This is a genomic window from Pseudomonas sp. AC112 (assembly GCF_979253545.1).
Genome location: NZ_CEEDCM010000001.1, coordinates 1,222,277 through 1,241,737, shown reverse-complemented (window position 1 = coordinate 1,241,737; position 19,461 = coordinate 1,222,277). Strand labels below are relative to the sequence as shown.

Here is a 19,461-nt window from a genome sequence, read left to right as displayed (position 1 = left end):
CCTTGATCTGCCGTCCGACTACCGCCTTGAGGGTCGCCTGACATGGAGCGTCTGATACGCTTTTTTGCCGCTTTGACCCGTTGGGGGCTGGGCCTCTGTGCCTTGCTGCTGGTATTGGCAGCCTTGTATGTGAGCCTGGGCCGTGAATTGACGCCGCTGGTAGCCGAGTACCGTGCAGAAGTCGAGGCCAAGGCCCAGGCTGCTGTGGACATGCCCCTGCATATCGGCAGCCTGGAAGGCCGCTGGAGCGGCTTTGCGCCGGTATTGCTGGCCCACGATGTGATGGTGGGCGAGGGCAGCAGTGCCCTACGCCTGGATCAGGTCGAAGTGGTGCCGGATATCTGGGCCAGCCTGATGGCCCGCGAAGTGCGCATTGCACACCTGCAAGTCAGTGGCCTGCAACTCAGTGTGAAGGAAGACAAGGACGGCAAATGGGCCCTGCAGGGCCTGCCCGTGCAAGACGACCAGCCGCTGGATCCGGAGCAGGTGCTAAAGCGGATGCAGACGGTCAAGCGTGTGTCGCTGCTCGACAGCCAGGTGACGTTGCAGCCGTTTGACCAGGCGCCGGTGACCCTGACGTATGTCGGCCTGAGCCTGCATACAGGCGCCGTCCGTCAGCGCCTCGATGCGCGCCTGACCCTGCCCGACGGCCAGCCGCTCGCCGTTAACCTGCGCACCCGCATTCGTGCCAGCCAATGGAAGGACGCCGAAATCCAGGCCTACCTGAGCCTGCCGCAAAGCGACTGGGCCAAGTGGATCCCGGCCAAGCTGACCCAACAGTGGAAACTCACGCAATTCAAGGCTGGCGGCGAATTCTGGCTGAGTTGGGCCAAGGGCACCGTGCAAAGCGCGGTGGTGCGCCTCAACTCGCCACAGGTGAAGGGCAGCTACGCCGACCGTAAGCCTGTCCATATCGAAAATCTCGCCCTTACCGCCTACCTGCAGCGCAGTGAAACTGGCCTCAAGGTGTTGTTCGATTCCCTGGCGATGAACCTGGGTGAAACACGTTGGGAATCGCGCCTGCAGTTGCAGCAGACCTTGGCTACCGACAAGGAGCAGGAAGTCTGGAAGCTTCAGGCCGACCGCCTGGACCTCACGCCGATCACGCCGCTGCTTAATGCGTTGGCGCCGTTGCCGGAGGGGTTTGCCAAGACCGTGCAGCATCTCAAGGCCACCGGCCTGCTACGTAACGTGCTGGTAGACTTCCGTCCACAAGACGCCACCGATCAAAAAGTCAGCTTCGCTGCCAACCTTGAGCGCATTGGCTTTGATGCTTACTTCGGCGCGCCGGCCGCGCGCAATGTGTCCGGCAGCATCAGCGGCGACCTGGGTCATGGCGAGTTGCGTATGGACAGCAAGGATTTTTCCCTGCACCTCGACCCGATCTTTGCCAAGCCTTGGCAGTACATCCAGGCCAACGCGCGCCTGACGTGGAAACTGGACAAGGAAGGCTTCACCCTGATCGCGCCGTACATCAAGGTGCTGGGCGAAGAGGGCAAGGTGGCTGCCGACTTCCTGATCCGCCTGCATTTCGACCACAACCAGGAAGACTACATGGACCTGCGGGTCGGCATGGTCGATGGCGATGGGCGCTTCACCCCTAAATACCTGCCGGCGGTGTTGAGCCCGGCGTTGGATGAATGGTTGCGCACCGCGATTCTCAAGGGCGCGGTGGATCAAGGCTTCTTCCAGTATCAGGGGTCGTTGAACCACGACGCACTGCCGGCCTCGCGCAATATCAGTCTGTTCTTCAAGGTGCACGACGCCGAATTGGCATTCCAGCCGGGCTGGCCTCATGTGAGCAAGGTCAACGGCGAAGTGTTTGTCGAGGAAAGCGGCGTGCGAATCCTGGCCAGCAAGGGCCAATTGCTCGACACCAAGGTCAAGGACGTCTACGTCAATATTCCCCACGCGCCTGCGGGCAAGGACAGCCATCTGCTGCTCACGGGTGGTTTTGCCGGTGGCTTGGGCGATGGGCTCAAAATCCTCCAGGAAGCGCCGATCGGCACCGCCTCGACCTTCGCTGGCTGGAAAGGCGAGGGCGACCTGCAGGGTAGCCTGGACCTCGATATTCCGCTGGCCAAGGGCGCCGAGCCGAAGATCGTAGTGGACTTCAAGACCGATAAGTCGCGCCTGCAACTGGCTGAACCCACCCTGGACCTGAATCAGCTCAAGGGCGACTTCCGTTTCGACAGCGCCAAGGGTCTCAGTGGCCAGAACATCACGGCCCAGGCATTTGACCGCCCGATCACCGCGCAGATCTTTGCCGACGGCAAGCCGGGCAATATCAGCACTCGCGTGACTGCCAAGGGCCAGGTCACGGTCAAGCGGCTGACGGACTGGCTGAAAATCACCCAGCCGTTGCCGGTATCCGGCGATATTCCGTACCAGTTGCAACTGACCCTGGACGGCGCCGACAGCCAGCTGATGGTCAGCTCCAACCTCAAGGGCGTGGCGGTGGATTTGCCGGCGCCGTTCGGCATGCCGGCCAGCCAGGGGCGCGACAGCGTGTTCCGCATGACCTTGCAGGGTGCCGAGCGCCGTTATTGGTTCGATTATGGCGAGCTGGCAAACTTTACCTTTGCCGCGCCGCCGGACAAATTCAATGATGGCCGTGGTGAGCTGTTCCTGGGGGATGGCGATGCCGTGCTGCCGGGTGCCAAGGGCTTGCGCATTCGTGGGGTCTTGTCGGAACTCGATATCGACCCGTGGAAAAAACTGGTGGACCGCTACGCGGGCAACGATCCGGGTGGCAGTGCCAAGCAACTGCTCAGCGGCGCCGACTTCAAGGTGGGCAAGCTGACCGGGATGGGTACCCAGTTTGATCAGGTCAATTTGCAGCTGGACCGCAAGCCTGCGGCGTGGGGACTGCAATTCAGCAGCCAGCAAGCCAAGGGCACGGTGAACCTGCCTGACGCCAAAGGCGCGCCGATTGCGATCAACCTGCAATACGTGAAGCTGCCGGCGGTAGACCCAACCGTGCAGGCGGATGAAAACGCACCGGACCCCTTGGCAAATATCGATCCCAAGGACATTCCGGCGCTGGATATCGCCATTGATCAGTTGTTCCAAGGCCCGGACCTGATAGGCGCCTGGTCGCTGAAGATCCGCCCGACCGCCAAGGGCCTGGCCTTCAGCAATCTGGACCTGGGCCTGAAGGGCATGCAGCTCAAGGGGGCCGGAGGCTGGGAAGGCGGGGCCGGTGACAGCAGCAGTTGGTATAAGGGCCGCCTGGACGGCAAGAATATCGGCGATGTCCTCAAAGGCTGGGGTTATGCGCCCACTGTGACCAGTCAGGATTTCCACCTGGATGTAGACGGACGCTGGCCCGGTTCGCCGGCCTATGTCGGGCCCAAGCGCTTCTCCGGCAGCCTGGATGCGGCGTTCCGCAACGGCCAGTTCGTGGAAGTCGAGGGGGGCGCCCAGGCCCTGCGGGTGTTCGGCCTGCTGAACTTCAACTCCATCGGGCGTCGGCTGCGCCTGGACTTCTCGGACTTGCTCGGCAAGGGCTTGAGCTATGACCGGGTCAAAGGCTTGCTGGCGGCCAGCAATGGCGTGTTCGTGACCCGCGAGCCGATCACCATGACCGGACCGTCAAGCAATCTGGAGCTCAATGGCACCCTGGACCTGGTGGCTGACCGCGTGGATGCCAAGTTGCTTGTGACGCTGCCGGTGACCAACAACCTGCCGATCGCGGCGTTGATCGTCGGGGCGCCAGCCATTGGCGGTGCGCTGTTCCTGATCGACAAGTTGATCGGTGACCGTGTTTCACGCTTCGCCAGCGTGCAATACAAGGTCGAAGGCCCGTGGAAGGATCCGAAAATCACCTTCGACAAGCCATTTGAAAAGCCAAACTGAGAGCCTGTGGAGTAGCATGGCCGCATGCCCTTTATGGAGTGTCGGCCCATGTCCTTTGCGGTAATTCAAATGGTCAGCCAGAGCGATGTGCTGGCCAACCTGGCCCAGGCCCGGCGCTTGCTGGAAGAAGCGGCGGCAGGCGGTGCGAAGCTGGCGGTATTGCCGGAAAACTTCGCTGCCATGGGCCGCCGTGACGTGGCCGACATCGGCCGCGCCGAAGCGCTGGGCGAAGGCCCGATCCTGCCATGGTTGAAACAGACCGCCCGCGACCTCACCTTATGGATAGTGGCGGGTACTTTGCCATTGCCGCCCAAGGACCAACCGCACGCCAAGTCCAATGCCTGCTCGCTGCTGGTCGATGATCAGGGTGAAATAGTTGCCCGTTACGACAAGCTGCACTTGTTCGATGTGGACGTTGCCGACGCTCGCGGTCGTTATCGCGAATCCGACGACTATGCTTTCGGGGGCAATGTGGTGGTGGCGGATACACCCGTTGGTCGCTTGGGCCTGACAGTGTGTTACGACCTGCGCTTCCCTGAGCTGTACAGCGAATTGCGTGCGGCGGGGGCTGAATTGATCACTGCGCCTTCGGCGTTTACGGCCGTAACCGGCGCTGCGCACTGGGACGTGCTGATTCGCGCGCGGGCCATCGAGACCCAGTGCTACCTGCTGGCGGCCGCCCAGGGCGGCGTGCATCCGGGGCCACGGGAAACCCATGGCCATGCAGCGATTGTCGATCCTTGGGGGCGTGTGCTGGTACAACAGGATCAGGGCGAAGCGGTGTTGCTGGCCGAGCGCGATAGCAGTGAACAAGCGTCGATAAGGGCGCGCATGCCGGTGGTCAACCATCGGCGCTTTTTCTCGCAGGGCGCGCAGCGGCCTGCTTCGGAACGATGAATTTAAGGCCATACCTATGAGCGAGTTGTTGTCCTCAGTCAGTGAACACCTCCTGGCACCCGGTGGCGTGACCATCGAAAGTTTGCAAACCGTGCTGGGCGATCTCGCCGGGCCGGGCATTGACGCGGCCGACCTGTATTTCCAGGGGCAGATCTCCGAGTCCTGGGCCCTGGAAGACGGCATTGTCAAGGAAGGCAGTTTCAACCTTGACCAAGGTGTGGGCGTGCGTGCGCAATCCGGCGAAAAAACCGGCTTTGCCTACAGCAATGCGATCACCCTTGAGGCCTTGGGCCTGGCCGCCCGTGCCGCGCGCTCTATTTCCCGGGCCGGGCAAAACGGCACGGTGCAGGCGTTCAGCACCCAGGACGTGACCCAGTTGTATGGGCCGGACAACCCGTTGGAAGTGATGACCCGTGCCGAAAAAGTCGACTTGCTCAAGCGTGTCGATGCCGCGACCCGTGCGTTGGACCCGCGTATCCAGCAGGTAACCGTGAGCATGGCCGGCGTGTGGGAACGCATTCTGGTGGCGTCCACCGATGGCAGCCTGGCGGCGGATGTGCGCCCCTTGGTACGCTTCAATGTCAGTGTGATCGTCGAGCAGAATGGTCGTCGCGAGCGCGGCGGCCATGGCGGCGGCGGGCGTACCGACTACCGCTATTTCCTCACCGACGACCGTGCCATGGGGTATGCCCGCGAAGCGCTGCGCCAGGCGCTGGTCAACCTGGAAGCGATTCCCGCACCGGCCGGGACTTTGCCGGTGGTGCTGGGTTCGGGTTGGTCCGGCGTGCTGCTGCACGAAGCGGTCGGTCATGGCCTGGAAGGCGACTTCAACCGCAAGGGCAGCTCGGCCTACAGCGGGCGTATGGGCGAGAGGGTTGCGTCCAAACTCTGCACCATCGTCGATGACGGCACCCTGGCCGGGCGCCGTGGCTCGCTGAGTGTCGATGACGAAGGCACCCCGACCGAGTGCACCACCCTGATCGAAAACGGTGTGCTCAAGGGCTACATGCAAGACAAGCTCAACGCCCGCCTGATGGGCGTGGCCCGCACCGGTAATGGTCGCCGTGAATCCTATGCGCACCTGCCGATGCCACGCATGACCAACACCTACATGCTCGGTGGCGAAAGCGACCCGGCAGAAATCATTGCGTCGGTGAAGCGTGGCATCTATTGCGCCAACCTCGGTGGTGGCCAGGTGGATATCACCAGCGGCAAGTTCGTGTTTTCCACCAGCGAGGCTTACCTGATCGAAGACGGCAAGATTACCGCGCCGGTCAAGGGCGCAACGTTGATCGGTAACGGTCCGGAAGCCATGAGCAAGGTGTCGATGGTCGGTAACGACCTGTCGCTGGACAGCGGCGTAGGCACGTGCGGGAAAGATGGGCAGTCGGTGCCGGTGGGTGTCGGCCAGCCAACGCTGAAGATTGATGCGATCACCGTGGGTGGCACGGGGTCGTAGGCGTGGGAGCTTCGGGTGGCGAAGGCCGCCACCCGGGGAAGAGGATCAGCGCAGGCCGCGTTGAGTCTCGTCCAGCTCACGGATGTATTTGAAGATTTTACGGCTGGTGGCCGGCGCCTTGTTATGCGCCTGCTCGTGCTGGGCCTGACGGATCAGGGAGCGCAGTTGCTGGCGGTCCGCGTCCGGGTAGTCCAGTACGAATTTTTCCAGCACGGCGTCATCGCCCGAGATCAGGCGGTCACGCCAACGTTCCAGGTTATGGAAGCGTTCGTTGTACTGGCGAGTGGAGGCATCGGTTTGATCGAGCAAGGCCAGAATGGCGTCAGTGTCCTGATCGCGCATCAGTTTGCCGATAAACATGATGTGCCGTTTACGCGCGATATTCGCGGTGTGCTTGGGCGCATCCGCCAAGGCCCGGCGCATTTCGTCGGTCAATGGCAGTTTTGCAATCAAATCCTTCTTGAGCGTTGTAAGGCGCTCGCCGAGGTCAACCAGAGCATGCAGCTCACGTTTGACCTGGGTTTTGCTTTTCTCCCCATCGAGGGAGTCGTCGTAAGAATCAACCATGGTGGCAGTCCGCAAAGAAACGCCGCCATGATAACCAGTCGGGGGCCTCTTGTCCGGCCCGGTCGCTCGATGGCCTTAACCGAAAGCAGAATTTGAGTGGAGAAAACCATGAGTGCAGCCCAAAGCGTCGGTCCGCAAGCGTTACCGGCACTGCAGGAACAAGTCGAGCAGATCCTTGCCGAAGCCAAGCGCCAGGGGGCTAGCGCCTGTGAAGTGGCGGTGTCGCTGGAGCAGGGGCTCTCGACATCGGTGCGCCAGCGGGAAGTAGAGACCGTGGAGTTCAACCGCGACCAGGGCTTTGGCATCACCTTGTATTTAGGGCAGCGCAAAGGCTCGGCCAGCACTTCGGCCAGTGGCCCGGAGGCTGTTCGCGAGACCGTGGCGGCTGCGTTGGCGATCGCCAAGCACACCTCCGAGGATGAAAGCTCGGGCTTGGCTGACAAGGCGTTGATGGCCAAGGACTTGAAAGACTTTGATCTGTTCCACGCCTGGGACATCACGCCCGAGCAGGCCATTGAACAGGCACTGACCTGTGAAGCCGCCGCGTTCGACGCCGATACCCGCATCAAGAACGCTGATGGCACCACGTTGAGCACCCATCAGGGCTGTCGCGTGTATGGCAACAGCCATGGTTTTATTGGCGGTTACGCGTCCACGCGTCATAGCCTGAGCTGCGTGATGATCGCCGAAGCCAATGGCCAGATGCAGCGCGATTACTGGTATGACGTGAACCGCCAGGGCGATTTACTGGCCGATCCGATCAGCATCGGCCAGCGTGCTGCACAGCGTGCCGCGAGCCGCCTGGGCGCGCGTCCCGTGCCGACCTGTGAAGTGCCGGTGCTGTTTTCGGCGGAATTGGCCGGTGGCTTGTTCGGCAGCTTCCTGGGCGCGATTTCCGGTGGCAACCTTTACCGCAAGTCCTCGTTCCTGGAGGGGGCGATTGGGCAGAAGCTGTTTCCAGAATGGTTGACCATCGATGAGCGCCCACACCTGATGCGCGCCATGGGCAGTTCCGCGTTTGACGGTGATGGCCTGGCGACGTACGCCAAGCCGTTTGTCGAAAACGGTGAATTGGTGTCCTACGTGCTCGGTACCTACGCCGGCCGCAAACTTGGCTTGCCGAGCACCGCCAACTCCGGTGGCGTGCACAACCTGTTCGTCACCCATGGCGACGAAGACCAGGCAGCGTTGCTACGGAAGATGGGGCGCGGCCTGCTGGTGACTGAGTTGATGGGCCACGGCCTGAACATGGTCACGGGCGATTATTCCCGTGGCGCGGCAGGCTTCTGGGTGGAAAACGGCGAGATTCAATTTGCCGTCCAGGAGGTGACTATCGCCGGCAACATGCGCGATATGTTCAAGCAGATCATTGCGGTCGGGAACGACCTGGAACTGCGCAGCAATATCCGCACGGGTTCGGTGTTGATCGAACGGATGACCGTCGCCGGTAGCTGATCCTCCCGACCCGCTTCAACAAGAAAGGCGCGCCATCTTAAAGTTGGCGCGCCTTTTTTTTGTGGCCAAGTGTCAGCGGGATTAACGTGCCACCCTTGTTTTGATTCTCAATATCATTTAATAATAAATATCATTACCGGATGAGTGTGGATCATGAGTTCTGTCCTGCATGAGGATCCCTACCTTGAGAGCTGGCGCTGGATGAGTCGCCAGATTCGCTGCGGCCTCGACCCCAACGAACCGCGCCTGATCGAACATTACCTCAATGAAGGTCGATACCTGGCGTGCTGCACTGCGACCCATCCGTGGACGATCGCCGAAACCTCATTCCGCCTGTTGCTCGACACTGCCAGCGATATTGCGCTGCCTTGGCACTGGCGCTCCTTGTGCCTGGACCAGGCCTGGCGCCCTCTGCGTGACCTGGAAAAACTCTCTCACTGTGCCTGCCGCCTCAAGCGCTGGCAGACCTTTGCCTGGCAATTGGCGACGTGCGAATTGCTGCCCTCGATTTCTGTTTCTGACCTGGTGCAAGGATCTTCCGATGAGTAACACCCGTATCGAACGCGACAGCATGGGCGAGCTGCACGTGCCTGCCGAGGCCCTGTATGGCGCCCAGACCCAGCGCGCGGTGAACAACTTCCCGATCAGCCACCAACGCATGCCAGCGCAATTCATTCGCGCGCTCATCCTGGCCAAGGCCGCCGCTGCCAAGGTCAACGTTGACCTCAAGCAGATCAGTGAGGGGCAGGGCAAGGCCATTGTCGATGCCGCCCAAGGCTTGCTGGAAGGCGATTTCATGCCGCACTTCCCGGTGGATATCTTCCAGACCGGCTCCGGCACCAGCTCCAACATGAATGCCAACGAGGTGATTGCAACCCTCGCCAGCCGTTTGCTGGGCGAGTCGGTCAACCCCAACGATCACGTGAATTGCGGCCAAAGCAGCAACGACATCATCCCGACCACCCTCCACGTCAGTGCCGCGCTGGTCCTGCACGAGCAAACTCTGCCGGCCCTGCTGCACTTGGTGCAGGTAATCGAGCGGAAGGCCGAAGAGGTCCACCCGTTCATCAAGACCGGCCGCACGCACCTGATGGACGCCATGCCGGTGCGCATGAGCCAGGTGCTCAACGGTTGGGCGCAGCAGCTCAAGGCCAATATCGGGCATTTGCAGGACCTTCTGCCGAGTTTGCAAGCCCTGGCCCAGGGCGGCACGGCAGTGGGCACAGGGATCAACGCACACCCTCAATTCGCTGCGCGTTTCAGCCAGCAACTGAGCAGCCTGACGGGCGTGAAATTCACTCCTGGCAAAAACCTGTTCGCCCTGATTGGCTCCCAAGACACCGCCGTGGCCGTGTCCGGCCAGTTGAAAACCACCGCTGTGTCGCTGATGAAAATCGCCAACGACCTGCGCTGGATGAACTCCGGTCCGCTTGCCGGCCTGGGTGAAATCGAACTGGAAGGCCTGCAGCCTGGCTCGTCGATCATGCCCGGCAAGGTCAACCCGGTGATCCCGGAAGCGACTGCGATGGTCGCCGCGCAGGTGATTGGCAATGACACGGTGATCACCGTCGCCGGTCAGTCAGGCAACTTCGAGCTGAACGTGATGCTGCCGATCATTGCGCAGAACCTGCTCAGCAGCCTTGAACTGCTGGCCAATTCCAGTCGCCTGCTGGCGGACAAGGCCATTGCCAGTTTCAAGGTCAATGAAGCCAAACTCAAGGAGGCGCTGTCGCGCAATCCGATCCTGGTCACCGCACTCAACCCGATCATCGGTTACCAAAAGGCCGCTGAAATCGCCAAGAACGCCTATCAGCAAGGCCGCCCGGTGATTGACGTCGCCCTGGAGCACACCGACTTGTCGCGCAGCCAACTGGAGATCCTGCTGGATCCGGAAAAGCTCACGGCTGGCGGCGTGTAATCACCGACCCTGCTTTGGAGGCTCACCATGGAGCACTGGAAACGCACGATCGAACGGGCCAATCGCTGCTTTATGGCAGGCGAACTGGTCGATGCTCGCGAGGCCTATCTGCAAGCCCTGGCCCTGGCTCAAGTGTTGTTCGAACGTTGGGCGGATGCCGACGAAGCAGTGGCGGCTTGCGTCATTTCCCATCACAACCTGGCGGATTTGCACCTGCGGCTGAATCAGCCGGAGGAGAGCGCGGAATACCTCTGCGCTATTCACCAGCGCCTGTTGCAGACCATGCAGGACTCGCGTTTGAGCCCGCAATTACGGGAGGCGGCCCTGCGTCAGAGCAGCAAAACCTACGTCGAGCTGTTGAATTTCATCAGCGACCACGGCGAATACCCGCGTACCCATCGCTTGCTGGGCGGTACTGCGGCACAGCCGACTACTCCTCATTACGGAGCACATTGATATGACTTATACCTTGCCTGCCTTGCCTTACGCGTACGACGCCCTGGAACCGCATATCGATGCGCAAACCATGGAGATCCATTACACCAAGCACCACCAGACGTACATCAACAACCTTAATGCGGCTGTCGAAGGCACTGAGTTTGCCGGCTGGCCGGTGGAGAAGCTGGTGTCCAGTGTGCAGCAACTGCCGGAAAAACTGCGTGCAGCGGTCATCAACCAGGGTGGCGGCCATGCCAATCACTCGTTGTTCTGGGCAGTGATGTCGCCCAAAGGTGGCGGCAAACCCGAAGGCGCGTTGGGCAAAGCCATTGACGAACAGTTGGGTGGCTTCGACAGTTTCAAAGAGGCCTTCACCAAGGCTGCATTGACCCGTTTCGGCAGCGGCTGGGCCTGGTTGAGTGTGACTCCGCAGAAGACCCTGGTGGTGGAAAGCAGTGGCAACCAGGACAGCCCACTGATGAACGGCAATACGCCGATTCTCGGTCTGGACGTCTGGGAACACGCCTACTACCTGCTGTACCAGAACCGCCGCCCGGAATACATCAATGCCTTCTACAGTGTTATCAACTGGCCAGAAGTCGCCGCCCGCTATCAGGCCGCCGTGGCCTGACTTTCACTTTCATAACAAGATCTAAGGCCGACTATGGGCACTGAAACACTGGCGATCAGCAGCGGGCGAATGTTTCGTTATGCGTTTGGCTCGCTGCTGCTATTGGCAGGTATTGCATTGCTGGTGGCCCACGGGCTGGCCTGGCTGGACCTGGAACCGCGTATTCTACGCGCTCTGCAGGGCGGCGCCATCTGTGCGCTCGGCACGGCACTTGGCGCCGTGCCGGTGCTGGTCATCCGACGTATGCCGGTGGCTTTGAGCGATACATTGCTGGGCTTTGGTGCCGGGGTGATGCTGGCGGCGACGGCGTTTTCGCTGATCGTGCCGGGCATTGCCGCGGCTGAAGGCCTGGGGCTCTCGCCCTGGGGGGCAAGTGGCCTGATCAGTTTTGGCATTATGCTGGGAGCATTCGGGCTGTATCTGGTTGACCGCAAGGTCTCCGGCGCTAGCCCGGAAATGCTGGTGGGCACGCCGGACAAACCGGTGATTCCACCGCGCATTTGGTTGTTCGTGTTTGCCATCATCGCCCACAACATCCCCGAAGGCATGGCGGTCGGCGTCTCTGCAGGCGGCGGTATGCCGGATGCAGACAGCCTGGCCATGGGCATTGCGTTGCAGGACGTGCCTGAAGGCCTGGTGATTGCGTTGGTGTTGGCCGGGGCAGGGATGTCGCGGGTCAAGGCGTTTCTGATCGGTGCGGCGTCAGGGCTGGTTGAGCCGGTGTTTGCGGTGCTCTGTGCCTGGTTGGTCAGCCTGGCCGAGGTATTGTTGCCATTAGGTCTGGCCCTGGCCGCCGGCGCGATGCTACTGGTGGTGACCCACGAGGTCATTCCTGAATCGCGGCGCAATGGTCACGAAAAGCTCGCCAGTTTGGGGTTGTGCATCGGGTTTTGCTTGATGATGGTGATGGACACGGCTTTGGGATAACGCCCGCTCCCTTGTAGGAGCCGGCTTGCCGGCGATCAATCCTGAGACGTGCGGTGCGCTGGGCGACGCCATTGCCGGCAAGTCGGGCTTCTACAGAGGTTTATTCGCCTTCGTCGAAGTAGTTGTTGATCAGCGCCACCAGGGCGTCCATCGCTTCCTGGTCCTGCTCACCTTCGGTCTTCAAGTGAATCTTGGTGCCCTTGCCCGCCGCCAGCATCATCATCGCCATAATGCTTTTACCGTCGACCATCGATTCCGGTGAGCGCCCGGCGCGGATCTGACAGGGAAACTGCCCAGCCACACCCACGAATTTAGCCGAGGCCCGGGCGTGCAGGCCCAGTTTGTTGATGATTTCAATTTCCAGAGCGGGCATCGCGCAGGTGTTCCTTTCAGCTAAGGTCGCGGTGGCGGACCTGGACGTTCTTGAGGGTTTGTTGCAGCACCAGGCCCAGGCGCTCGGTCAGGTACACGGAACGGTGGTGGCCGCCGGTGCAGCCGATGGCGATGGTGACGTAGGCGCGGTTGCTGGCGGCAAAGCGTGGCAACCATTTGAGCAAGTAGCTGGAAATGTCTTGGAACATCTCCTCCACATCCGGCTGCGCTGCGAGGTAATCAGCCACGGGCTGATCCAGCCCGGATTGTTCGCGCAGTTCCGGCTTCCAGTAAGGGTTGGGCAGGCAGCGCACATCGAACACCAAGTCGGCGTCCACCGGCATGCCACGCTTGAATCCGAATGACTCGACAAGAAATGCCGTACCGGGCTCCGGCTGATTCAGCAGGCGCAGCTTGATGGCGTCGCGCAGCTGATACAGGTTGAGGCTGGTGGTATTGATCTTGAGGTCAGCGAGGTCAATGATCGGCCCCAGCAGCTTGGTTTCGTCTTCGATGGCTTCTGCCAGGGAACGGTGGGGGCTGCTGAGGGGGTGGCGTCGACGGGTTTCGGAGAAGCGCTTGAGCAGGGTCTCTTCGTCGGCGTCTAGGTAAAGCACATCGCAATGAATATGCTTGGCGCGCACTTCCTCGAGCAATTGCGGGAATCGCTCAAGATGGCTGGGCAGGTTGCGGGCATCAATCGAAACGGCAACCAGGGGTTGCGCCAGTTCGGTATGGATCAGCGCACGCTCCGCCAATTCCGGCAGCAGGCCGGCGGGCAGGTTGTCGATGCAATAGAAACCGCTGTCCTCAAGAACATTGAGGGCGGTACTTTTACCCGAGCCGGAACGGCCGCTGACGATGATCAAGCGCATGGTTACTGCCCGTTCTGTTCATCCAGGACAACCTGGTACAGCGCCTCGTTGCTGCTGGCACTGCGCAGTTTGTCGCGTACTTCCTTGCGGTCGAGCATGCTGGCGATCTGCCGGAGCAGTTCCAGGTGCGCATCGGTGGCGGCTTCCGGGACCAGCAGCACAAACAGCAGGTCGACCGGAGCACCATCGATAGCATCGAAATCAATGGGTTTTTCCAGGTGCAGCAAGGCGCTGACGGGTGTCTCGCAGCCTTTGAGGCGGCAGTGGGGGATGGCGATGCCGTTGCCAAAACCGGTCGAACCGAGTTTTTCACGGGCAATCAGAGCCTCGAAGACATCCTGCATCTCCAGATCAGGCACTTGGCTGCTGATCAGGTTGGCAATTTGTTCAAGGGCTTTCTTTTTACTGCCGCCCGGCGCGTTCACAAGGGAACGGCCGGGGGTCAGGATGGTTTCAAGTCGGATCATGGGGGGAGAGTTAACGACCTGTACCTTGCATCAGGTGCAGATTCTTTTCCTTATGCTTTATGAGTTGGCGGTCCAGCTTGTCGTAGAGCGAGTCGATCGCCGCGTACATGTCTTCATGCTCCGCATTGGCGACGAGCTTTGCATTCGGTACGTGCAGGGTGGCCTCGATTTTCTGCTTGAGCTTATCGACCTCCATGATGACCTGCACGTTGGTGATCTTGTCAAAATGCCCTGCCAGCTTGTTCAGCTTGCTTTCGGTGTATTCACGCAGGGGTTTGGTGACTTCCAGCTGGTGTCCACTGATGTTGACTTGCATACAGCTTCTCCTTCGTTGCCAGTGCATAAAGCGGCAGGCAGAAGCGCCTGCCACTGGAACGCTGTGGCCCGCCCGTCACATCAAACGCTTACGCTCGCTGGAAGGCGCGATCCCGAGGGACTCGCGGTACTTGGCGACGGTTCGACGGGCGACCTGAATGCCTTGTGCCTCCAGTAAACCAGCGATCTTACTGTCACTCAATGGCTTTTTCTGATTTTCCGCGGCAACCAGTTTTTTGATGATCGCGCGGATCGCCGTGGACGAGCATTCACCGCCTTCGGAGGTGCTGACGTGGCTGGAGAAAAAGTATTTCAGTTCATAAATACCCCGTGGGGTATGCATGAATTTCTGCGTGGTCACCCGTGAAATCGTCGATTCATGCATGCCAACCGCTTCGGCGATGTCATGCAGTACCAGCGGTTTCATCGCTTCGTCGCCGTATTCCAGGAAGCCGCGCTGGTGCTCGACGATTTGGGTGGCGACTTTCATGAGGGTTTCGTTGCGGCTTTGCAGGCTCTTGATGAACCAGCGGGCCTCCTGCAACTGGTTGCGCATGAAAGTGTTGTCGGCACTGGTGTCGGCGCGCCGTACGAAGCCTGCGTATTGAGGGTTGACCCGCAGGCGCGGCACCGATTCCTGGTTCAGTTCGACCAGCCAGCGCTCGTTGTCCTTGCGCACGATGACATCGGGCACCACGTATTCGGCTTCGCTGGATTCGATTTGCGAGCCGGGACGCGGGTTGAGGCTCTGTACCAGCTCGATGATCTGGCGCAGGTCGTCTTCCTTGAGCTTCATGCGACGCATCAATTGGCTGTAGTCGCGGCTGCCCAGCAGGTCGATGTAATCGGTAACTAGGCGCTGGGCTTCGGCGAGCCATGGGGTCTTGGCCGGTAGCTGGCGCAATTGCAGCAACAGGCATTCGCTGAGCGTGCGCGCGCCGATACCGGCAGGCTCGAACTGCTGGATACGGTGTAGGACGGCTTCGATCTCGTCCAGCTCGATATCCAGTTCAGGGTCGAAGGCTTCGAGAATTTCTTCGAGCGTCTCGTCTAGATAACCCTGGTTGTTGATGCAGTCGATCAGGGTCACCGCGATCAGGCGATCGGTGTCCGACATCGGCGCAAGGTTCAGTTGCCACAGCAGGTGGCTCTGCAGGCTCTCGCCGGCGGAGGTGCGGGTGGTGAAGTCCCACTCGTCGTCATCGTTGCTGGGCAGGCTGCTGGCGCTGGTCTGGTAGACGTCTTCCCAGGCGGTATCGACCGGGAGCTCGTTGGGAATGCGTTCGTTCCATTCGCCTTCCTCAAGGTTATCCACCGTAGGGGCGGTTTCCTGATAGGAGGGTTCCTGCACGTCGGAATTGGGTTTTTGCTCGATGTTATCGGCCAGTGGGTCTGCGTTATCGAAGTCGTCGCCTTCTTCCTGGCGTTCGAGCATCGGATTGGACTCCAGGGCCTCCTGGATTTCCTGTTGCAGGTCCAGTGTCGACAATTGGAGCAGGCGGATGGCCTGTTGCAGCTGCGGTGTCATCGTCAGCTGCTGGCCCATTCTCAGGACTAGCGATGGTTTCATGGCAGGGGCTTAACACCTTATTCGCCGGCGCAATGCGCCATCCACGACAGGGCGCGTGAGCGCCAAACATAAGCAAATTATATGCCTGATGTCGGGGGCTTTGCCTAGAGCGCGGTAACAATAAAAATCCGGAGGTTTTCATTGACTCCCGCGCACCTTGACAAACGGCCGTGACACCACGGTGTTTACAGGCGGAACTCGTGACCCAGGTACACTTCCTTGACCAATTCGTTGGCCAGGATAGTGGCGGAATCGCCTTCGGCAATCAGCTGGCCATCGTTGACGATATACGCGGTTTCGCAGATATCGAGGGTCTCACGGACGTTGTGGTCAGTGATCAGCACGCCAATGCCCTTGGCCTTGAGGTGATGGATGATCTGCTTGATGTCGCCCACCGAGATCGGGTCGACGCCGGCAAACGGTTCGTCCAGCAGGATGAACTTGGGCGCGGTGGCCAGGGCGCGGGCGATTTCCACGCGGCGACGCTCACCACCGGACAGGCTCATGCCGAGGTTGTCGCGGATATGGTTGATGTGGAATTCCTGTAGCAGGCTTTCCAGCTCCTTGCGACGGCCGTCACGGTCGAGTTCCTTGCGGGTCTCGAGGATGGCCATGATGTTATCGGCGACCGACAGTTTGCGGAAGATCGATGCTTCCTGAGGGAGATAGCCGATACCGGCGCGGGCGCGGCCGTGCATCGGCTGGTGGCTCACGTCCAGGTCGTCGATCAGGACGCGGCCCTGATCCGCCTGGACCAGGCCGACGATCATGTAGAAGCAGGTGGTCTTGCCGGCGCCGTTGGGGCCGAGCAAGCCGACGATCTGGCCGCTGTCGATCGACAGGCTGACGTCGCGCACGACCTGACGGCTTTTATAGGCCTTGGCCAGATGCTGGGCTTTCAGGGTTGCCATTACTCGGCCTTCTTCTTCGGCTGGATAACCATGTCGATGCGTGGACGAGGCGCGGTGACCTTGTTGCCATTGGCACGACCGGCGTTAGCGATCTGTTTCACGGTGTCATAGGTGATCTTCTCACCTTCCGTCGAGTTGCCATCGGGGCTGAGCACCTTGGCCTGGTCGATCAGGACGATGCGGTTCTGCTGGGCATGGTACTGGATAGTCTTGCCGTAGCCTTTCATCGGGCCGGTATCGGTCGCGGACTGCTTCTGTTCGAAGTAAGCCAGGTTGCCCACCGACGTTACCACGTCGATATCGCCCGATTGGGTGCGCGTCAGTGTCACCGTATTGCCGGTGATCTTCATCGAGCCCTGGGTGATGATCACACCGCCGGTATAGGTGGCGACGCCTTGCTTGTCATCGAGCTGTGCATCGTCAGCCGAGATGTGGATCGGTTGCTGGCTATCGTTCGGCAGAGCCCAGGCGCTCACGCTTCCCAGTGCTGCGCCCAGACCGAGCAAAATAGGGAGAGTTTTAACGAGCCTCATACTGTCCTCTTACGTTCGATAGCAGGTGTATCCTGCTTTCTTTCAAATACGCTTTCATTCCCTTGCCAGTCGATACACCGCCAGCGCCGTCGATTCTAACGTCTTGCTCGGTCTGCGCATATTGCTTCTGCGGGAATACGGTCATGCGACTGCTGGTAATCACGGTCTCACGTTTTTTATCGTCCGTGCGCGCAACGCGCACCGAGTCGATCAGTTCCACCTCGGTACCGTCCGGGTTGACCTCACCACGTTTGCTGGTGACGTGCCATGGGAACTCGGTACCGCGGTAAATGTTCATGTCCGGATTGGTCAGCAGCGTGACTTCGCTGGCCTTTACATGCTCGACCTTGTCCGACGTCATCTCGTACTGAACCTTGCCGTCTGGCAGGAATTGCACGCTCTTGGCATTGATGGCGTAGTAGTCGATAGCGCCCTCGTCAACCTGCGCAGCAGGCTGGTCGAGAAAGCGCTCCGGGCTGATATTCCAGTAGCCCACCGCCAGGAACAGCGCGGCGATGACCCCGAATAGCAGGAAGTTGCGAATCTTTTTGCTCAGCATAAAACGCTCTATAAGTAGGCGGCGTGGGCCGCTTCAAGGCTACCCTGGGCACGCAGGATCAGCTCGCAGAACTCGCGGGCGGCACCTTCACCGCCACGGGCGGTAGTGATGCCATGGGCGTGCTCGCGAACAAATGCCGCCGCATTGGCGACAGCCATGCCCAAGCCCACCCGACGAATCACCGGCAGGTCTGGCAGGTCATCGCCCAAGTAGGCGACCTGCTCATAGCTTAGGTTGAGTTGGCCAAGAAGCTCGTCCAGAACCACCAGTTTATCCTCGCGGCCCTGATACAGGTGAGGAATCCCCAGGTTTTGTGCACGGCGTTCCACAACGGGGGTTTTTCGGCCGCTGATAATCGCCGTTTGCACGCCCGCCGCCATCAGCATCTTGATGCCCTGGCCATCGAGGGTGTTGAACGTCTTGAATTCGCTGCCGTCTTCGAGGAAGTACAGGCGGCCATCGGTCAGCACGCCGTCGACGTCGAAAATCGCCAGCTTGATGTTTTTGCCGCGTTGCAACAGGTCGCTGGTCATTTACATCACTCCCGCACGCAACAAATCGTGCATGTTCAGGGCGCCAATCGGATGGTCATTGCCATCGACCACCACCAGTGCGCCTATCTTGTGGTCTTCCATGATCTTCAAGGCTTCGGCTGCCAGCATTTCAGGGCGTGCGGTCTTGCCATGGGGGGTCATCACCGCATCGATGGTGGCGGTGTGGATATCAATGGTGCGGTCCAGGGTGCGGCGCAGGTCGCCGTCGGTGAAGACCCCGGCCAGGCGGCCGTCGGCTTCCAGGATCACGGTCATGCCCAGGCCCTTGCGGGTCATTTCCATCAGCGCGTCCTTCAGCAAGGTGCCGCGCTGGACGTGGGGCAATTCATCGCCCGAGTGCATGACGTTTTCCACTTTCAGCAGCAAGCGGCGGCCCAGGGCGCCACCCGGGTGAGAAAATGCGAAGTCCTCGGCGGTAAAGCCACGGGCTTCCAGCAGCGCCACGGCCAGGGCATCGCCCATGACCAGTGCGGCGGTGGTGGAGGAGGTCGGTGCCAGGTTCAACGGGCACGCCTCGTGGGCCACATGAACATTCAGGTTTACTTCGGCAGCCTTGGCCAGCGTCGACTCCGGGTTGCCGGTGATGCTGATCATCTGGATGCCCAGGCGCTTGATCAGCGGCAGGAGGGTCACGATTTCGTTGGTGCTGCCGGAGTTGGACAGTGCCAGGATGATGTCATCCTTGGTGATCATGCCCATGTCGCCGTGGCTGGCTTCGGCGGGGTGCACGAAAAATGCAGTGGTCCCGGTGCTGGCCAGGGTGGCGGCGATCTTGTTGCCGACGTGGCCCGACTTGCCCATGCCGACCACGACAACGCGGCCCTTGCTGGCCAGAATCATCTCGCACGCGCGTACGAAATCTGCGTCGATATGCGCCAGCAAGCCTTCTACGGCTTCAAGCTCGAGGCGGATGGTGCGTTGTGCAGATTGAATAAGGTCGCTGGATTGGCTCATGTCTGAAATCGTATAGCCTGACGAAAAGTCGGCGATTATAACGGTAATGATCAATTCCCTCACGCAAGTTCGTCAGGGTTTGTTTGCGATGCGCTTGAGATTCCATCCTTGGCAACATAGCCGGCAACGTTTTTTCCCTGTCCTCAATCTGAACAAGCACCGTTCCGGCCTTGGGCGCCCTGTACCAGCAGTGATATAGTT

Annotated in this window: 20 protein-coding genes; 9 read left to right on the top strand and 11 right to left on the bottom strand. The window is 60.3% G+C overall.

Annotated elements, in window-relative coordinates; translation table 11 throughout:
• Positions 1 to 42: 42 nt before the first annotated feature.
• Genes AC0IYN_RS05890 through tldD form a run of 3 tightly spaced genes read left to right on the top strand, consistent with a single transcriptional unit; the run spans position 43 to position 6,214 of the window.
• A complete protein-coding gene (locus AC0IYN_RS05890; RefSeq protein ID WP_457248562.1) occupies positions 43 to 3,858 on the top strand; it encodes a YhdP family protein in 3,816 nt (1,271 codons plus the stop codon).
• Positions 3,859 to 3,906: 48 nt separating this feature from the next.
• Positions 3,907 to 4,755: a carbon-nitrogen hydrolase family protein gene (locus AC0IYN_RS05885; RefSeq protein ID WP_471840787.1), complete on the top strand. Its 849-nt coding sequence runs from the start codon at positions 3,907 to 3,909 to the stop codon at positions 4,753 to 4,755.
• Positions 4,756 to 4,771: 16 nt separating this feature from the next.
• Positions 4,772 to 6,214, top strand: coding sequence for a metalloprotease TldD (tldD, locus tag AC0IYN_RS05880; protein WP_406596938.1), 1,443 nt, complete (start codon positions 4,772 to 4,774; stop codon positions 6,212 to 6,214).
• Between the two features lie 45 nt (positions 6,215 to 6,259).
• Here tldD and yjgA read toward each other — a convergent pair whose 3' ends face one another.
• A complete protein-coding gene (gene yjgA / locus AC0IYN_RS05875) occupies positions 6,260 to 6,781 on the bottom strand; it encodes a ribosome biogenesis factor YjgA (RefSeq protein ID WP_017138246.1) in 522 nt (173 codons plus the stop codon).
• A 108-nt stretch (positions 6,782 to 6,889) separates the two neighbouring features.
• Here yjgA and pmbA point away from each other — a divergent pair, with 108 nt between their 5' ends.
• The 6 genes from pmbA (at position 6,890) to AC0IYN_RS05845 (ending at position 12,150) form a co-directional block, all read left to right on the top strand.
• On the top strand, positions 6,890 to 8,236 hold the full coding sequence (gene pmbA / locus AC0IYN_RS05870; RefSeq protein WP_471840784.1) for a metalloprotease PmbA: 1,347 nt from the start codon (positions 6,890 to 6,892) through the stop codon (positions 8,234 to 8,236).
• Between the two features lie 153 nt (positions 8,237 to 8,389).
• Positions 8,390 to 8,785 (top strand): FagA protein, encoded by a 396-nt coding sequence (locus AC0IYN_RS05865; protein WP_078046886.1) that lies wholly within the window; start codon positions 8,390 to 8,392, stop codon positions 8,783 to 8,785.
• Entirely contained in the window at positions 8,778 to 10,154 is a 1,377-nt protein-coding gene (locus AC0IYN_RS05860; protein ID WP_471840783.1) for a class II fumarate hydratase, read from the top strand. Before AC0IYN_RS05865 ends, AC0IYN_RS05860 begins: the two co-directional genes overlap by 8 nt.
• Positions 10,155 to 10,181: 27 nt before the next feature.
• Positions 10,182 to 10,610 carry a hypothetical protein gene (locus tag AC0IYN_RS05855; protein ID WP_078046888.1) on the top strand — a complete coding sequence of 143 codons (429 nt, stop codon included), beginning with the start codon at positions 10,182 to 10,184 and terminating at the stop codon, positions 10,608 to 10,610.
• Position 10,611: 1 nt separating this feature from the next.
• A complete protein-coding gene (locus AC0IYN_RS05850) occupies positions 10,612 to 11,223 on the top strand; it encodes a superoxide dismutase (protein WP_078046889.1) in 612 nt (203 codons plus the stop codon).
• A 33-nt stretch (positions 11,224 to 11,256) separates the two neighbouring features.
• Positions 11,257 to 12,150 carry a ZIP family metal transporter gene (locus AC0IYN_RS05845; protein WP_078046890.1) on the top strand — a complete coding sequence of 298 codons (894 nt, stop codon included), beginning with the start codon at positions 11,257 to 11,259 and terminating at the stop codon, positions 12,148 to 12,150.
• A gap of 100 nt (positions 12,151 to 12,250) precedes the next feature.
• Here AC0IYN_RS05845 and AC0IYN_RS05840 read toward each other — a convergent pair whose 3' ends face one another.
• From AC0IYN_RS05840 to AC0IYN_RS05795, 10 genes are all read right to left on the bottom strand, one after another.
• Entirely contained in the window at positions 12,251 to 12,523 is a 273-nt protein-coding gene (locus AC0IYN_RS05840) for an HPr family phosphocarrier protein (protein ID WP_406596941.1), read from the bottom strand.
• A gap of 16 nt (positions 12,524 to 12,539) precedes the next feature.
• Positions 12,540 to 13,397: an RNase adapter RapZ gene (rapZ, locus tag AC0IYN_RS05835; RefSeq protein WP_406596942.1), complete on the bottom strand. Its 858-nt coding sequence runs from the start codon at positions 13,395 to 13,397 to the stop codon at positions 12,540 to 12,542.
• 2 nt (positions 13,398 to 13,399) lie between these two features.
• The gene (gene ptsN / locus AC0IYN_RS05830; RefSeq protein ID WP_068936525.1) at positions 13,400 to 13,864 is read right to left on the bottom strand and encodes a PTS IIA-like nitrogen regulatory protein PtsN; all 465 of its coding nucleotides are present in this window, start codon (positions 13,862 to 13,864) and stop codon (positions 13,400 to 13,402) included.
• 10 nt (positions 13,865 to 13,874) lie between these two features.
• Positions 13,875 to 14,180, bottom strand: coding sequence for a ribosome hibernation-promoting factor, HPF/YfiA family (hpf, locus tag AC0IYN_RS05825; RefSeq protein ID WP_003171804.1), 306 nt, complete (start codon positions 14,178 to 14,180; stop codon positions 13,875 to 13,877).
• Between the two features lie 75 nt (positions 14,181 to 14,255).
• On the bottom strand, positions 14,256 to 15,749 hold the full coding sequence (locus AC0IYN_RS05820; protein WP_406596943.1) for an RNA polymerase factor sigma-54: 1,494 nt from the start codon (positions 15,747 to 15,749) through the stop codon (positions 14,256 to 14,258).
• Between the two features lie 185 nt (positions 15,750 to 15,934).
• On the bottom strand, positions 15,935 to 16,660 hold the full coding sequence (gene lptB, locus AC0IYN_RS05815; RefSeq protein WP_003171806.1) for an LPS export ABC transporter ATP-binding protein: 726 nt from the start codon (positions 16,658 to 16,660) through the stop codon (positions 15,935 to 15,937).
• A complete protein-coding gene (gene lptA, locus AC0IYN_RS05810) occupies positions 16,660 to 17,193 on the bottom strand; it encodes a lipopolysaccharide transport periplasmic protein LptA (protein WP_078046892.1) in 534 nt (177 codons plus the stop codon). Before lptA ends, lptB begins: the two co-directional genes overlap by 1 nt.
• Positions 17,180 to 17,752 (bottom strand): LPS export ABC transporter periplasmic protein LptC, encoded by a 573-nt coding sequence (lptC, locus tag AC0IYN_RS05805; protein WP_078046893.1) that lies wholly within the window; start codon positions 17,750 to 17,752, stop codon positions 17,180 to 17,182. The genes lptA and lptC overlap by 14 nt, the downstream gene beginning before the upstream one ends.
• Before the next feature lie 8 nt (positions 17,753 to 17,760).
• Positions 17,761 to 18,285 carry a KdsC family phosphatase gene (locus AC0IYN_RS05800; protein WP_034118123.1) on the bottom strand — a complete coding sequence of 175 codons (525 nt, stop codon included), beginning with the start codon at positions 18,283 to 18,285 and terminating at the stop codon, positions 17,761 to 17,763.
• Entirely contained in the window at positions 18,286 to 19,260 is a 975-nt protein-coding gene (locus AC0IYN_RS05795; RefSeq protein ID WP_078046894.1) for a KpsF/GutQ family sugar-phosphate isomerase, read from the bottom strand.
• Positions 19,261 to 19,461 lie beyond the last annotated feature (201 nt).

Bases quoted from the DNA above. Each gene is read 5' to 3' on its own strand.
- yjgA (WP_017138246.1), bottom strand. From the start codon at position 6,781: ATGGTTGATTCTTACGACGACTCCCTCGATGGGGAGAAAAGCAAAACC.
- tldD (WP_406596938.1), top strand. From the start codon at position 4,772: ATGAGCGAGTTGTTGTCCTCAGTCAGTGAACACCTCCTGGCACCCGGT.
- hpf (WP_003171804.1), bottom strand. From the start codon at position 14,180: ATGCAAGTCAACATCAGTGGACACCAGCTGGAAGTCACCAAACCCCTG.
- lptB (WP_003171806.1), bottom strand. From the start codon at position 16,660: ATGGCAACCCTGAAAGCCCAGCATCTGGCCAAGGCCTATAAAAGCCGT.
- AC0IYN_RS05795 (WP_078046894.1), bottom strand. From the start codon at position 19,260: ATGAGCCAATCCAGCGACCTTATTCAATCTGCACAACGCACCATCCGC.
- AC0IYN_RS05865 (WP_078046886.1), top strand. From the start codon at position 8,390: ATGAGTTCTGTCCTGCATGAGGATCCCTACCTTGAGAGCTGGCGCTGG.
- AC0IYN_RS05855 (WP_078046888.1), top strand. From the start codon at position 10,182: ATGGAGCACTGGAAACGCACGATCGAACGGGCCAATCGCTGCTTTATG.
- AC0IYN_RS05885 (WP_471840787.1), top strand. From the start codon at position 3,907: ATGTCCTTTGCGGTAATTCAAATGGTCAGCCAGAGCGATGTGCTGGCC.
- rapZ (WP_406596942.1), bottom strand. From the start codon at position 13,397: ATGCGCTTGATCATCGTCAGCGGCCGTTCCGGCTCGGGTAAAAGTACC.
- AC0IYN_RS05890 (WP_457248562.1), top strand. From the start codon at position 43: ATGGAGCGTCTGATACGCTTTTTTGCCGCTTTGACCCGTTGGGGGCTG.
- AC0IYN_RS05800 (WP_034118123.1), bottom strand. From the start codon at position 18,285: ATGACCAGCGACCTGTTGCAACGCGGCAAAAACATCAAGCTGGCGATT.
- lptC (WP_078046893.1), bottom strand. From the start codon at position 17,752: ATGCTGAGCAAAAAGATTCGCAACTTCCTGCTATTCGGGGTCATCGCC.
- AC0IYN_RS05860 (WP_471840783.1), top strand. From the start codon at position 8,778: ATGAGTAACACCCGTATCGAACGCGACAGCATGGGCGAGCTGCACGTG.
- AC0IYN_RS05840 (WP_406596941.1), bottom strand. From the start codon at position 12,523: ATGCCCGCTCTGGAAATTGAAATCATCAACAAACTGGGCCTGCACGCC.
- lptA (WP_078046892.1), bottom strand. From the start codon at position 17,193: ATGAGGCTCGTTAAAACTCTCCCTATTTTGCTCGGTCTGGGCGCAGCA.
- AC0IYN_RS05850 (WP_078046889.1), top strand. From the start codon at position 10,612: ATGACTTATACCTTGCCTGCCTTGCCTTACGCGTACGACGCCCTGGAA.
- AC0IYN_RS05845 (WP_078046890.1), top strand. From the start codon at position 11,257: ATGGGCACTGAAACACTGGCGATCAGCAGCGGGCGAATGTTTCGTTAT.
- ptsN (WP_068936525.1), bottom strand. From the start codon at position 13,864: ATGATCCGACTTGAAACCATCCTGACCCCCGGCCGTTCCCTTGTGAAC.
- AC0IYN_RS05820 (WP_406596943.1), bottom strand. From the start codon at position 15,749: ATGAAACCATCGCTAGTCCTGAGAATGGGCCAGCAGCTGACGATGACA.
- pmbA (WP_471840784.1), top strand. From the start codon at position 6,890: ATGAGTGCAGCCCAAAGCGTCGGTCCGCAAGCGTTACCGGCACTGCAG.